We start from the raw sequence: 13,310 nt of genomic DNA on the forward strand, positions 1-13,310 counted from the left end.
CGCCTGTGTGCGGTGGCCGCCGTCGGCGCGAGGCCGGACGAGCGGGTGCGCGGCACACGGGGGACCATGGGGCCATGAGCTCGCCCGACGCCGGTCCGCCGCGCCCGCCTCGGGACGCCGGGCGGCGGATCAAGGTCTGGTTCCGGTCCGTCCCGAGCGAGGACTGGCTGCCGTACGACACCGAAGGGCTGTGGGCGACCCGGCTGAGCGCCGACACCGCCCGGGTCGACAACGTGCCCTTCCTCCAGGACGGAGTGGCCGAGGGCGAGACCGTACGGTTCACGACCGACGCGGACGGAGTGCACTGGTCCACCGGGCGGGTGGCGGACTCGGGCAACTGCACCGTGCGCGTGCTGCCCGCGCCGGACGGGCCGCTCGGCCGGGACGCCCGCGCCGTGCACGAGCGGCTCGCTCCGTTCGGGCTCGGCGGCGAGGTCTTCAGCGCGGACTTCCCGCTCGTCGCCTTCACCGTGCCGGGCGGCGCGGACCTCCGCGCGATCAAGGAGCTGCTCGTCCGTGGCGAGGAGGAGGGGTGGTGGCACTTCGAGGTCGCGTGCGCCACGGAGGCGTGGCGGGAGGCGTAGGGGTCCAGGGGAGGGGCCGGGGGTTCGAGCAGGATGGAGGCGGGGCCGTGGAGCGGCTCGGTCCACGACCCCTTGTTCACGGTTACGGAGTCGTCGGCCCCGTCTCCTCACCCTCACCGATCTTCCGGATCACCCGCGCCGGGTTGCCCACCGCCACCACATTGGCCGGCAGGTCCTTCGTGACCACCGCGCCCGCGCCCACCACCGTGTTCTCCCCGATACTCACGCCCGGACAGACGATCACGCCGCCGCCCAGCCACACGTTGTCGCCGATCGTGATCGGCTGCGCGGCCTCCCACTTGGCGCGGCGCGGCTCCGGGTCGATCGGGTGGGTCGGGGTGAGGAGCTGGACGTTCGGGCCCATCTGGACGTCGGCGCCGATCGTGATGCGGGCGACGTCCAGGAACACCGCGCCGAAGTTCACGAACGTGCGTGGCCCGACCGTAATCCGGTGCCCGTAGTCCACCCGCAGCGGCGGCCGGATCTCGGCGCCCTCGCCGAGCTCGCCGAGCAGCTCGGCCAGGGCCGCGCGGCGGGCCTCGGGGTCGCCGGCCGACGTGGCGTTGAAGCGCTCGTTCAGCAGCGCCGAGCGCAAGGCGTCCGCCGCGATCTCCGGGTCGTCGGCGAGGTAGAGCTCGCCCGCGAGCATCGCCTCCCGCTGGCTGCCCGGCGTCTTCTTCTCAGTGCTCTCGGGGGAGTTGGGAGTGTCCTGGCTGGTCACGAGGTCGTCGTCTCCTTCGTTTCCTTCGTACGGGATGATCCGCTCCCTTGCAGTCTGCCTGCCGGTTCCTGCCCGCGTCCCGTCCGCAGCCCGGGCGCCAGCGCCACCGTCACCGCCAGCGAGAGCGCCGCGACCACCGCCATCCCGGTCCCCGGCGAGGTCACCTGAGCGATCGACCCCGCGAGGGCCGCGCCCACGCCCTGCATCGCCAGCATCCCCGAGGAGCTGAGCCCCAGCGCCTGACCGCTCAGCTCCGTCGGGGTCAGGGCCATCAGCCGTTCCTGGAGCAGCAGGCTCGCGCTGAAGCCGACGCTCGCCAGCACCACCGCCACCACCGCGACCGGCAGCCCCGGGTTCAGCGCGAACAGCAGGTACGGGGCCGCCAGCAGCAGCCGCAGCGGAGCGCCGAGCCGCGCACGCCACCGCCCCGGTGCGAACCGGCCCACCAGCGTGTCCCCGGCCAGCATCCCCACCGCCCCGCAGGCGAAGAGGAGCCCGGCGTGTCCGGGTGCGTACGCGATGTAGAGCGACTCGCATCCCACCACCAGCCCGTTGGGCACCCACAGAGCGAGGTAGACGGAGCGGCGGGGCGCGGACGACCAGAGCAGTGCGTTGGTCCGCCAGGTCTTCCGGACGGAGGCCCGGCCGGTGGCGCGAGGCGGCCGGGCGGTGAGGCCGAACCGGGCGAGTGCGGCGGCCACGAGGTACAGGCCGGCCCCGACCAGCAGCGTGCCGCGCGCCGAGAGAGCCGTCACCAGCACCCCGCCCAACGCGAACCCGACGATCTGCATGGTGCCCGACGACATGTTGAGCACGGACCGGCCGAGCAGGAAGCCCCGCTGCGGCAGGATCTCGTTGAGCAGCCCGTACCGCACGCCGCCGCCCAGCGATGAGGCCACCCCGAGCGCCAGCAGCACCGCGAAGGCGGCCCACAGCGGCATCCCTGGCACCGCCTGTACGCCGGTGCCGAGCGCGAACAGCAGCGCCAGGCCGGTCAGCGTGGCGCGCGGCGGCAGCCGGTCCGCCGCCGAGAGCAGGGTGAGGGCCCCGGCGAGCTGGGCCAGCGACGGGCCGAACATGGCCAGCGCCGACAGCAGCGGTGAGCCGGTCGCGGCGTAGACGAGGGTGCCGAGGGCGAGGCCGGTCGCCGTCTGGGCCGCCACCTGCACGGAGACGGTGGTGAAGAGAGGCAGGAACTCCGGGATGCGGAAGAGTTCGCGGTAGGTGCGCATCAGCGGAGTGTGCGAGGGCGGTCCGCGGGGTGGTTACTCTTTCGCGGATACGCGAAACGTGGCTCGCCGCTTTTCGCCGGCCGACGAGAACACCGAGAGTCCAGGAGCGGCTCATGGGCTGGTGGCAGATCTCCACCGACACCCTCGCGAGCAGCCGTTTCGTCGTCTCGCCGCTCGCGGAGACCTTGGCGAGCCTGAGAACCCTGGAGCGGGCCGCCGCCGCGCATCCGCGTGAGCGTGCCTGGCTGGAGCGGTGGCTGCCCGACTACCGGCGGCTCCAGGCCGACGATCCGCTCGCCGCCCGGATCGTCCGCGCCGCCTTCACCCCTCGCTGGAGCGCCGACTTCCTCACTCCCGCCCCGGTCCCGCCGCCCGCCGGACAGGAGCCGGACACGTTCGAGCGGGAGCTGGCGCGGGTCCGGGCGACACCGCCGGAGGTGGCCCGCGCCGATCTCGTCCGGAGCCTGGGCCGACCGCTGCCCGCCACGCTGGACCGGGACGACCTGGCGCGGCGGAGCGCCGACGTCCTGGAGTGGGTGTGGAAGCGGGCCGTGGAGCCGGAGTGGCCGGCCCGGCGCCGCGTGCTGGAGGCCGATGTCATCGCCCGGGCCGCGCAGTTGAGCCGGGGTGGCTGGGCGCAGGCGCTGGACGGGATGCGGCCGGGGATGCGGTGGCTCGGGGAGAGCCGGCTCCAGATCAACACGTACGACAACCCGCCGCGTGAACTCGGCGGCGCACAGCTGGTGTTCACGCCGGTCACCGCCGATGCCGGCTGGGTCTGCTGGGACATCCCGTACCGCTACGGCGTGGTCTACCCGTGCACGGGCGCGCTCGCCGACACCGGCCGAGCCCCTGTACCGCAGGCGCTCGGCACGCTGATCGGCCCGGCGAGGGCCGGAGTTCTGGTGCTGCTGGCCTCGCCGCTGACCACGACCCAGCTCACCGCGCTGACCGGGCAGGGCCTGGGATCCGTCGGCCGCCATCTGCGGGTCCTGCTGGACGCGGGACTGGTGCGCCGCCGCCGCGACGGCCGGTCCGTGCTCTATTTCCGTACACCGGCCGGAGACGGGTTGGTGAGCGCGGCGGGCTGAACGCGGGCATGGGTGAAGCGGGTTCGCGTGTGCCGTCTGCCCAACTCGTCCAACGGGCCGCGACCGTCTGGCACCCGCTCCGCAGGCTGATTCCGTACGTCGGCGAGGACGGACCATTTGTGCGCTGCCGGTCGGACGCGCCCCGCGCGCGCCCCCGCCCGCAGCAGGGAAAGCACCGTTGCGCGATGCGGTCCGCATGGATCGCGCGCGTGTATGAATCGTGACATCGGTGACTATTGGCGATGCTCGTCGTTATGACAATTTCTCTCTCGCCAGCAAAGACCGAGCGGAGGGAATGTCGTGAATCCGGAGTACGCCGCGTACTGCCAGGCGGACCGCCGCTTCTACGACGCACCCCACCGTTCCCTCGCGGAGGGCGCCGAGGAGCGCGCGTTCTACGCTTCCGTCCGTGGCGCCGCACCGGACGGGTGGACCCGGTCCCGGCGTGGTGACTGGCTCTCCTTCGGTCCGGACGGGCTGCGGCTGCCGGCGCAGGGCTGGAAGATCCACATCTCGGCCGCCGCCGACAACGCCGAGTCGGTCCTGGAGCGGGTCGCGGCCCACTGCCTGGCCCACCGGCTGCCTTTCAAGTGCATACCGTCTCCTGGCCTGTTGGCCCTGCGGAACTCCAAGTACGCGGACCGGGCCGGAAGCGGCAAGTTCATCACCGTGTATCCGCACTCCGAGGACACGTTCCCGGAGGTGTGCGCCGCGCTGATGGAGCTGCTGGAGGGCGAGCACGGCCCGTACATCCTCAGCGACCTGCGCTGCGGCAACGGCCCGGTGCACACCCGGTACGGCGCGTTCGCCGCCCGCTTCTGTACGGGCCCCGACGGGCGGCCCGTGCCCGCTGTCGCCGATCCGCAGGGCCGCCTGGTCCCGGACGACCGGGGTCCGGCCTTCTGGATACCGGCCTGGGTGACCGTGCCCGACTTCCTGCGACCGCACCTCGAAGCCCGCGCCGCCGTCGGCCTCGGCGACCTGCCGTACACCGTCGAGAAGGCGCTGCACTTCTCCAACGGCGGTGGGGTCTACCTCGGCCGTGACAGCCGTACCGGCGAGCAGGTCGTCCTCGAGGAGGCCCGCCCGTACGCCGGGCTCGCCGCCGATGGCGCGGACGCCGTCGCCCGGCTGGAGCGGGAGCGGACCACGCTGGAACACCTGGCCGGACTCGACTGCGTACCGGCCGTGCACGACGCGTTCGAGGTCGGCGGCCACCACTTCCTGGTCCTCCAGTACCTGCCCGGCATCACACCCAACACCGTCTTCGCCCGCCGCTTCCCGCTCGCCCGCCGGAACCCGGCGCCCGAGCTGCTCGCCGAACACGCTTCGTGGGCCGCGGAGTTGTACGGGAAGGTCGAGCGAGCCGTCGAGGCCGTCCACGCCCGCGGCATCGTCATCAGCGACCTGCACATGAGCAACGTCATGGTCGACGAGGAGTCCGGCCGGATCGCGCTGCTCGACTTCGAGGCCGCCTCACCGGCCGCCGACCGCCGTCGCCAGATCGTCGCCAACCCGGCCTTCGTCGCCCCGCCCGACCGGCGCGGCACCGACATCGACCGGTACGCGCTCGCCTGTCTGCGGCTCGCGCTGTACAGGCGGACAGGCGAGGTCGGTCAGGAGCACATCCGGTGCTGGTCCCGCTTCCGGACCGAGGCCGGCGAGCGCCGCACGTATCGCGCCCCGGTCGGCGGTCGTCACCTCTATTCCCTGCCCCGCACCGAGCAGGGAAGCCAGCGAAGCACGCCACAGCGGCACGGTGTGAACCAGCAGGACGGTTGTCATCAAGCCGCCCTCGGCATTTCTCTCCTGGCGCGCGCACGACAGAGGTATCGCATTGCGATGGTGCGTGCGCGTCGGGTGATGGGTCTCCAGTGGAGCGCATGCGCATTCGGCTATGCCGACGAATTGGCGGATTCCCGTGCCTGATGGGCGCGGATGAGGGCGTTCGGATGTACAGCGGGAGCACACGGCGTGGCGGACTGGCGGATCCGGCTCCATGAGGTGGGGCATGAGCGGGCGGGAGCGCACCATTCCAGCCGCTTTCAACGGCTGTTGGCTGAGTTCAGCTGCCAGCCTCCGTCGGTCGGCCGTTATTCCGTCGGTACCAGAGGTCCCGGTCGGCCGTAGGCCCAGTTCAGTCCGGTCCAGCTCAGTTCAGCAGGGCCCGGGCCGCCTGGGCCTGGTGCCGGACCGACTCGGCCGTGGTCGGCTCGATGGTGTCGAGCACCTCCGCGTACTCCTCCATCTCCGCCGCCCCGCGCTGGAACTCACCGCGCTGGACCAGGAGCTGGGCCCGCTCGTAGCGCAGCCGTGCCGGGTGCGAGGGCAGGAGCAGGGAGAGCTCCACCGCCCAGAGGGCCACATCCGTGCGTTCGGGCCGGGCGGCGGCCCAGGCCCTGATGTTGTTGAGGATCCGCAGCACGATCTCCAACGGCCGCGCCGGCGTCAGCATCGACGGCTCGAGCGGCGCGCCCGTCGCCGCGGTGACCAGGAGATCGGCGTCCTCACCGGTCAACGGAGCGCCGCCGGTGAACGGATCGACGAGCACCTGATGGGCCGGGTCCCCGAAGCCGACCACGAAGTGGCCCGGCAGCGCCACGCCGTACACCGGCGCGCCGGCCCGCCGGGCGACCTCGATCCAGACCACCGAGAGCAGGATCGGCAGTCCTCGGCGGCGGCGCAGCACCTGCTGGAGGAGCGAGGACTCCAGCCGCTGGTAGTCAGCGGACGACCCGCAGAACTCGTGCCGCTCACCGAGCAGTTCGGCCAGCGCCGAGGCCCAGGCGGCCGGCGAGCGGGAGCCGTACGGCAGCAGCCCGGCCAGCCGGTCCAGCTCGATCTGCGCCGCGTCGATCCCGTACGGATCGGCGGACGGCCCGTCCGGATCGACCGGGCGCGGCTCCTCCGGGCCGACCGGGCCCGCCTCCGCGCCCAGCAGCAGACAGAGCAGCGCCAGATCCGGCCGCTCGGACCGGGCCTCCTCGGCGAACTGCCGCCGGCGGTCGGCCGTACCGGAATCCTGCGCGCTCATATGCGAACCATGCTCCTGCTCGTGCCTGCTCCCGCGCGACCGCGGAATCTTCAGCTCCGCTACGCGGGCCGGAAGTGGTGGTAGCGGTGGTGCGCCGCGAAACCCATACCGTCGTACAGCGCCCGCGCTCCTTCATTGTCCTCCTCCACCTGGAGCCAGGCCGCCGATGCGCCTTCGTCCAGGGCCCGCCGGGCCAGAGCCGCCATCACCGCGGTGGCCAGCCCGCGCCGCCGGTGCTCCGGAGCCACCTCGACGGCCATGAACCCGGCCCACCGCCCGTCCACCACACACCGTCCGATCGCCGCAGGCGCCCGGTCCCGGCTCTCGTCCTCGCCGCCGGCCACCGTGGCGAACCAGACCGAAGGGCCGCTGCCCAACACCTGGAGCACCTCGGGGCCGGGCGTGGAGAAGCGCTGGTAGCGCGCGAGCCAGGCGTCGTCCGGCTCACGGCCCAGCCGCACCGCCGAGACATCCACGTCCAGGTCACCGACCGGCGCCAGCGCGGCGATCCGCACCTCCGCGGTGACCTCGCGGCGCCACCCGTGGCCTTCCAGCTCCGCGCAGAGGGCCTCCTGCGCGCCCTCGGCCCCGGTCGCCGTCTGGATGTACGGAGGCAGGCCGCGCTCCTCGTACCACCGCTCGACCCGCCCGAACGCCTCGCCGAGCGGCAGACCCGGATCGCCGAGCGGCAGCGCGGAGTTGGCGCGCCGGGTGAAACCGCCGGCGGCGCGCAGCCGCCAGTCGCCCAGAGGTTCGCTCTCCACCGGCTGCCAGGCGCGGGCGGTGACGGCCGCCAGCTCCGCGAACGAGGCCGCCGGGCCCCGCCTGCGGGCCGGAGCCGCCGGGACGACCTTGCCCGCCACCAGGGAGGATTCCACGATGTGGACGGACTCACCGCTCTTGGGTGTGATCGCCACCACACCGCCGTCCCATGATGTGAGAACGCCGACCGTGTCGGTGAACTCCGCGCCCGCGCCGCCTTGCGCGGAACGCCGTCGGACCGATACGCGTTTACCCACGTCAGCCGGTGTGATCCGGACTTCCAGCCGTCCGCCCATGGTGAATTCCACAGCTCAGTCCGCCCCTCCTGTTCGGATCGTGCCCGAGAACGGAGATACTAGGGGCGGGCATCGACGACGCCGCGCTCCCGCGCGAGAGCCAACGCCCTACCGAGGAGGAACGACAGCGTGACCTACGTCATCGCGCAGCCTTGTGTCGACGTGAAGGACAAGGCCTGCATCGAAGAGTGCCCCGTCGACTGCATCTACGAGGGCCAGCGGTCCTTGTACATCCACCCGGACGAATGCGTCGACTGCGGAGCCTGTGAGCCGGTCTGCCCGGTCGAGGCCATCTTCTACGAGGACGACACCCCGGAGGAGTGGAAGGACTACTACAAGGCGAACGTCGAGTTCTTCGACGATCTCGGCTCGCCGGGCGGTGCCTCCAAGCTCGGTCTCATCGAGCGCGACCACGCGTTCGTCGCCGGACTGCCGCCGCAGAACCAGTAATCCTGGCGGTACCACGTGCGCAGCCCGGTCCCGTACGGCTTGTCACCGTGCGGGGCCGAGGCGTTTTCCCGTACGGCCGCGGCCTGAGCCTGAGCGGCCCCGGGTCGCGTACGGCCGCTGGTCCCCGAACAGCCCGAGAAAGCAGAGTCCCCGTGTCCGCAGTCTCCTCCCGCCTCCCGGTCTTCCCCTGGGACAGGCTCACGCCGTACAAGACCACGGCCCAGGCCCACCCGGACGGCATCGTGGACCTCTCCGTCGGTACGCCGGTGGACCCGGTGCCCGAGGTGATCCAGCGGGCGCTCGTCGCCGCCGCCGACAGTCCCGGCTATCCGACGGTGTGGGGCACCGAGGCGCTGCGTGACGCGCTCACCGGCTGGGTGGAGGGCCGCCTCGGCGCGGTCGGCGTGACGCATGCCAACGTGCTGCCGGTCGTCGGCTCCAAGGAGCTGGTGGCCTGGCTGCCGACGCAGCTCGGGCTCGGCGCCGGTGACAAGGTCGCCTACCCGCGGCTCGCCTACCCGACGTACGAGGTCGGCGCCCGGCTCTGCGGCGCCGAGCCCGTCGCCTACGACGACCCGACCGAGCTGGATCCGGCCGGGCTGAAGCTGCTCTGGCTCAACTCGCCGTCCAACCCGACCGGCCGGGTGCTGGCCAAGGACGAGCTGATCCGGATCGTCGCCTGGGCGCGCGAGCACGGTGTGCTGGTCTTCAGCGACGAGTGCTACCTGGAGCTGGGCTGGGACGCCGAGCCGGTCTCGGTGCTCCATCCGGACGTCTGCGGCGGCCACTACGACGGGATCGTCGCCGTCCACTCGCTCTCCAAGCGCTCCAACCTGGCCGGCTACCGGGCCGCGTTCATCGCGGGCGACGCGGCCGTCCTCGGTGAGCTGCTGCTGATCCGCAAGCACGGCGGCATGATGACGGCCGCTCCGGTCCAGGCCGCCACCGTCGCCGCGCTCGGCGACGACGTGCACGTGGCCGAGCAGCGCGCCCGGTACGCCGACCGCCGCCTGGCCCTGCGCGCCGCGCTGGAGGCCCACGGCTTCCGGATCGAGCACAGCGAGGCGAGCCTCTACCTCTGGGCGACCCGCGACGAGCCGTGCTGGGAGACCGTGGCGTACCTCGCGGAGCTGGGCATCCTGGTGGCGCCCGGCGACTTCTACGGCCCGGCGGGCGAGCGCTTCGTCCGGGTGGCGTTCACCGCGACCGACGAGCGCGTGGCGGCGGCGGTCAAGCGCCTGTCCTGATGTGAACGTACGAGAGGGGCCCGGGACGTGCGCACGTCCCGGGCCCCTCTCGCACGTGTCGTACGGCGGTGGGTCAGCCGATCGGCAGGCCGTTCAGCGGCAGGCCACCGATGGGCAGGCCGCCCGCGAGCGCGTCGGTCGGCAGACCGCCACCGGCGGCACCGGCGACGCCGCCGACGGCCTCGCCCGCGCTGCCCGCGGTCTGGCCGGCGGTGTCCTGGACGGCCGGGGCGGCCACCTTGGCGGTCTGGCCCACGGTCTTGCCCGCGGCCGGGAGGGCCGTGCCGACGAGGCGGCCGCCGGTCTCACCGGCGGCCTGGGTGCCCTGCTGGGCGGCGCTGTCCACGGTGTTGCCGAGACTGGCACCGTCGAGCGCGGTCAGACCGCCGAGGTCCGGGGTCTGCGGGAGCTCTGCGGCGCTCGCGGCGCCGGCCGCACCGACCACGGGGGCCGCACCCGCGGCGATCAGCAGCGCGGTACGAGCGATCCGACGGGTCAGGGGGAGGGACATGGTGCTCCTTCGACGGGAGGTCAGTGATTCGGGTCCGGTGAGCCGGACGCACTGACACAACAGGGCCGAGGGGAGGGAAAGTTGCGGTGAGCAAAGGTAAAGAGTAGGTAATGCGTCGGATAATCCGCAGTGGAGGAACCCGGGCAAACGATCCATTCCGAAGGCGTTCGATGAACCGTCACTTCCCTTGAGCGGCAAGGGAATCGGTGCGGGATGAACGGAGCGCCGGGAGAGTGGTCGGACGGGTCCTGAGAGGCGGCCGCAAGGGCCCTTCCGGGTGACGGGCCGTACTACTGAGCGACCCGGATTCCGACGGCCGTCGTGTCCGGTTCCTTGTCCTTCGTACGTTCCGTCCGCCAGCCCGGTCCGGCCTCCCAGACCCGGTCGGCGTAGCTCACGCGCTCGATCCGCAGCTCCTGGGAGTGCGCCACCGCCCAGTGCGCCAGCTCCCAGCCGCGCTGCGGCGCGCGGTCCTCCGCCTCGGTCCGCGCCGGTGCCGGTACGGGCACCGAGACCGTGGCGGCCGCCGACGCGCCCGCCGCCTTCGTGGCCGGCAGGACGTCCTTGCCGAAGGTGCGCACCAGCTCGGCCCGCACCTGCGCCGCGTCGCCCGGAGCCTCGCCGGTCTTCGCCGACGGCGTGCAGTTCAGCGCGGCGGGCTCGCGGCCGGTCAGCGCGGCGGCCAGCAGCGCGGCGTCCGGCTCGTGCTTCGCGTACGCCTGCGGGAACCCGCTGCGCTGCACGCGCTGCGCCGCCACGGTCAGCGGGAGCCGCGAGTAGCCGGGGACCTCGGCCAGGTGGTCGTAGAACTCACCGGCCGAGTAGACCGGGTCCATGATCTGCGCCACGGTGCCCCAGCCCTGCGAGGGCCGCTGCTGGAACAGGCCCACCGAGTCGCGGTCGCCGTAGTTGATGTTGCGGAGCGTGGACTCCTGGATCGCCGTCGCGACCGCGATCGTCACCGCCCGCTCCGGCATCCCGCGCGTGGTCCCGACGGCGGAGATCGTCGCCGCGTTGGCCGCCTGGTGCAGGCTCATCTCGTACGTATGGTCGCCGTCGGCGGCCCGGACCACGCAGCGCGGCGCGGACTCGGTGGTGGAGGAGTCGTACTGAACGGCCAGATAACCACCCAGCGCGGCGAGCACGGTGAAGCCGGCCGCGTAGCGGAGAAGGCGGCTGCGGCGGCGACGGGCGGGGCTGGCTGTCCGGGACACGGGGCCCACCGTACTGGAGGGTACGGCCGGGAACCGATATCCAGGTGCTCCGGGACCAGCACCCGGGTCTTCCGGGACCGATACCTGGGTCCTCCGGGACCGATACCCGGGTCCTCCGGGGGCGCTACCAGGCCCTCGCCTCGGTCCTCTAGGGTCGTGGCCATGTCCGACAGCACGCTTGACCTGACCCTGGACGGCCCGGCGCTCACCGCCCGGCTCGTCGACATCCCCTCGGTCAGCGGGGAGGAGAAGGCACTCGCCGACGCGATCGAGACAGCGCTGCGCGCCCTGCCCCATCTGACCGTCGACCGCTACGGCAACAACGTCGTCGCCCGCACGAACCTCGGCCGCGCCGAGCGTGTCGTCCTCGCCGGACACATCGACACCGTGCCGATCGCCGACAACGTCCCCTCCCGCCTCGACGCGGACGGCATCCTCTGGGGCTGCGGCACCACCGACATGAAGGCCGGTGTCGCCGTCCAGCTCAGGATCGCCGCGACGGTCCCGCAGCCCAACCGCGACCTCACCTTCATCTTCTACGACAACGAAGAGGTCGCCGCCCACCTCAACGGCCTCGGCCACATCGCCACCGCGCACCCGGACTGGCTCGCCGGAGACTTCGCCGTACTCCTGGAGCCCTCCGACGGCGAGGTCGAGGGCGGCTGCCAGGGCACGCTCCGGGTCCACCTGCGGACAGCGGGCGAGCGGGCGCACTCCGCGCGCAGCTGGATGGGGTCCAACGCCGTCCACGCGGCCGCTCCGATCCTGGCGAAGCTGGCGGCGTACGAGCCGCGCCGCCCGGTCATCGACGGCCTGGAGTACCACGAGGGCCTCAACGCGGTCGGCATCGAAGGCGGCGTCGCCACCAACGTCATCCCGGACGCCTGCACCGTCGTCGTCAACTACCGGTACGCCCCCGACCGCACCGAGGAGGAGGCCATCGCCCACGTCCGCGAGGTCTTCGCCGACTGCGGCGTCGCCGAGATCGTCATCGACGACCACTCCGGCGCGGCGATGCCCGGCCTCTCGCACCCGGCCGCGAAGGCGTTCATGGAGGCGGTCGGCGGCACGGCCCGGCCCAAGTTCGGCTGGACGGACGTCTCCCGCTTCGGCGGCCTCGGCATCCCGGCGGTGAACTACGGCCCCGGCGACCCGATCTACGCCCACAAGCGCGACGAGCACGTGGTGGTCGAGAAGATCACCCACTGCGAGGACCGCCTCCGCTCCTGGCTCACCGCCTGACCGGCTGACCGCCCGACGCACGGCATTCCCCCGTACGTAACCTCCGCCGATCTACGCTGGCCGGACGCAGCACGACACGGCCCGACCCAGGACGACGCAGGTCGGTGGAGGGAGCGGAACATGGGCAACGCCGAGGACGCACGGATCCCTGAAGGCGCGGAGGTCCCCGAGGGTGCGGTGGCGCCCGAGGAACAGTGGCTGGGGCCGGTAGTGCGCCGCAGGGAGCAGGTCCAGCCCGGCACGACCGATCAGCGGCTGCTGGACTCCGAGGGCGACTCCGAGTGGGTGCACACCGACCCGTGGCGGGTGATGCGCATCCAGTCGGAGTTCGTCGAGGGCTTCGGCGCGCTCGCCGAACTGCCGAGCGCGATCAGCGTCTTCGGGTCGGCCCGCACGCCGGCCGGATCGGCGGAGTACGAGGCCGGGGTCCAGATCGGCAAGGCGCTGGTCGACGCGGGCTTCGCGGTGATCACCGGCGGCGGCCCGGGCGCCATGGAGGCCGCGAACAAGGGCGCGCGGGAGGCGAAGGGCGTCTCGGTCGGCCTCGGCATCGAGCTGCCGTTCGAGTCCGGGCTGAACCCGCACGTCGACATCGGCGTCAACTTCCGCTACTTCTTCGTCCGCAAGACGATGTTCGTGAAGTACGCGCAGGGCTTCGTGGTCCTGCCCGGCGGCCTCGGCACCCTGGACGAGCTCTTCGAGGCACTCACCCTCGTCCAGACCGGCAAGGTCACCCGCTTCCCGATCGTCCTCTTCGGCACGGCGTACTGGGGCGGCCTGGTCGACTGGCTCCGCGAAACGGTGGTGGCGGGCGGCAAGGCCTCGGAGAAGGACCTGCTGCTCTTCCACGTGACGGACGACGTGGACGAAGCGGTGACACTGGTGACGAAGGAGGTCGGACGGTAGCCGCCTTCTCGTCCCCGAGG

Annotated in this window: 12 protein-coding genes and 1 pseudogene; 7 read left to right on the forward strand and 6 right to left on the reverse strand. The window is 72.5% G+C overall.

Translation table 11 applies throughout. The features are described 5' to 3' along the window. Positions 1 to 74: 74 nt before the first annotated feature. Complete coding sequence (locus ABZ267_RS02125; RefSeq protein WP_356746871.1) at positions 75 to 584, forward strand: DUF4265 domain-containing protein; 510 nt, start codon at positions 75 to 77, stop codon at positions 582 to 584. Between the two features lie 82 nt (positions 585 to 666). Here ABZ267_RS02125 and ABZ267_RS02130 read toward each other — a convergent pair whose 3' ends face one another. Both ABZ267_RS02130 and ABZ267_RS02135 read right to left on the reverse strand, forming a co-directional pair. Then, positions 667 to 1,233 (reverse strand): sugar O-acetyltransferase, encoded by a 567-nt coding sequence (locus ABZ267_RS02130; protein WP_356747245.1) that lies wholly within the window; start codon positions 1,231 to 1,233, stop codon positions 667 to 669. A 68-nt stretch (positions 1,234 to 1,301) separates the two neighbouring features. Then, positions 1,302 to 2,537, reverse strand: a complete 1,236-nt coding sequence (locus tag ABZ267_RS02135) for an MFS transporter (RefSeq protein WP_356746870.1) — start codon at positions 2,535 to 2,537, stop codon at positions 1,302 to 1,304. A 113-nt stretch (positions 2,538 to 2,650) separates the two neighbouring features. Between ABZ267_RS02135 and ABZ267_RS02140 the strand changes: the two genes are divergently transcribed. Further along, complete coding sequence (locus tag ABZ267_RS02140) at positions 2,651 to 3,628, forward strand: helix-turn-helix domain-containing protein (protein WP_356746869.1); 978 nt, start codon at positions 2,651 to 2,653, stop codon at positions 3,626 to 3,628. A 300-nt stretch (positions 3,629 to 3,928) separates the two neighbouring features. After that, positions 3,929 to 5,224 (forward strand): annotated as a pseudogene (lanKC, locus tag ABZ267_RS02145) (class III lanthionine synthetase LanKC); the annotation flags it as partial. 556 nt (positions 5,225 to 5,780) lie between these two features. Here the strand turns inward: lanKC and ABZ267_RS02150 are convergent. Next, positions 5,781 to 6,662 carry a transglutaminase-like domain-containing protein gene (locus tag ABZ267_RS02150; protein WP_356746868.1) on the reverse strand — a complete coding sequence of 294 codons (882 nt, stop codon included), beginning with the start codon at positions 6,660 to 6,662 and terminating at the stop codon, positions 5,781 to 5,783. A gap of 59 nt (positions 6,663 to 6,721) precedes the next feature. After that, complete coding sequence (locus ABZ267_RS02155; protein WP_356746867.1) at positions 6,722 to 7,732, reverse strand: GNAT family N-acetyltransferase; 1,011 nt, start codon at positions 7,730 to 7,732, stop codon at positions 6,722 to 6,724. 117 nt (positions 7,733 to 7,849) lie between these two features. Between ABZ267_RS02155 and fdxA the strand changes: the two genes are divergently transcribed. After that, positions 7,850 to 8,170: a ferredoxin gene (fdxA, locus tag ABZ267_RS02160; protein ID WP_003966501.1), complete on the forward strand. Its 321-nt coding sequence runs from the start codon at positions 7,850 to 7,852 to the stop codon at positions 8,168 to 8,170. 152 nt (positions 8,171 to 8,322) lie between these two features. Further along, positions 8,323 to 9,417, forward strand: a complete 1,095-nt coding sequence (dapC, locus tag ABZ267_RS02165) for a succinyldiaminopimelate transaminase (protein WP_356746866.1) — start codon at positions 8,323 to 8,325, stop codon at positions 9,415 to 9,417. A gap of 73 nt (positions 9,418 to 9,490) precedes the next feature. On the opposite strand, the gene ABZ267_RS02170 is transcribed toward dapC, so the two are convergent. Continuing rightward, positions 9,491 to 9,928, reverse strand: coding sequence for an ATP-binding protein (locus tag ABZ267_RS02170; protein ID WP_356746865.1), 438 nt, complete (start codon positions 9,926 to 9,928; stop codon positions 9,491 to 9,493). A 290-nt stretch (positions 9,929 to 10,218) separates the two neighbouring features. Next, positions 10,219 to 11,142, reverse strand: coding sequence for a hypothetical protein (locus ABZ267_RS02175; protein ID WP_356746864.1), 924 nt, complete (start codon positions 11,140 to 11,142; stop codon positions 10,219 to 10,221). Positions 11,143 to 11,304: 162 nt separating this feature from the next. Here ABZ267_RS02175 and dapE point away from each other — a divergent pair, with 162 nt between their 5' ends. Together dapE and ABZ267_RS02185 are read left to right on the forward strand one after the other, a co-directional pair. After that, positions 11,305 to 12,384, forward strand: coding sequence for a succinyl-diaminopimelate desuccinylase (dapE, locus tag ABZ267_RS02180; protein ID WP_356746863.1), 1,080 nt, complete (start codon positions 11,305 to 11,307; stop codon positions 12,382 to 12,384). 120 nt (positions 12,385 to 12,504) lie between these two features. Then, the gene (locus ABZ267_RS02185; protein WP_128849700.1) at positions 12,505 to 13,290 is read left to right on the forward strand and encodes a TIGR00730 family Rossman fold protein; all 786 of its coding nucleotides are present in this window, start codon (positions 12,505 to 12,507) and stop codon (positions 13,288 to 13,290) included. Positions 13,291 to 13,310 lie beyond the last annotated feature (20 nt).

The sequence above is a fragment of the Streptomyces sp. NPDC006174 genome (genome assembly GCF_040614075.1).
In the GTDB taxonomy this organism is placed as follows: Bacteria; Actinomycetota; Actinomycetes; order Streptomycetales; family Streptomycetaceae; genus Streptomyces.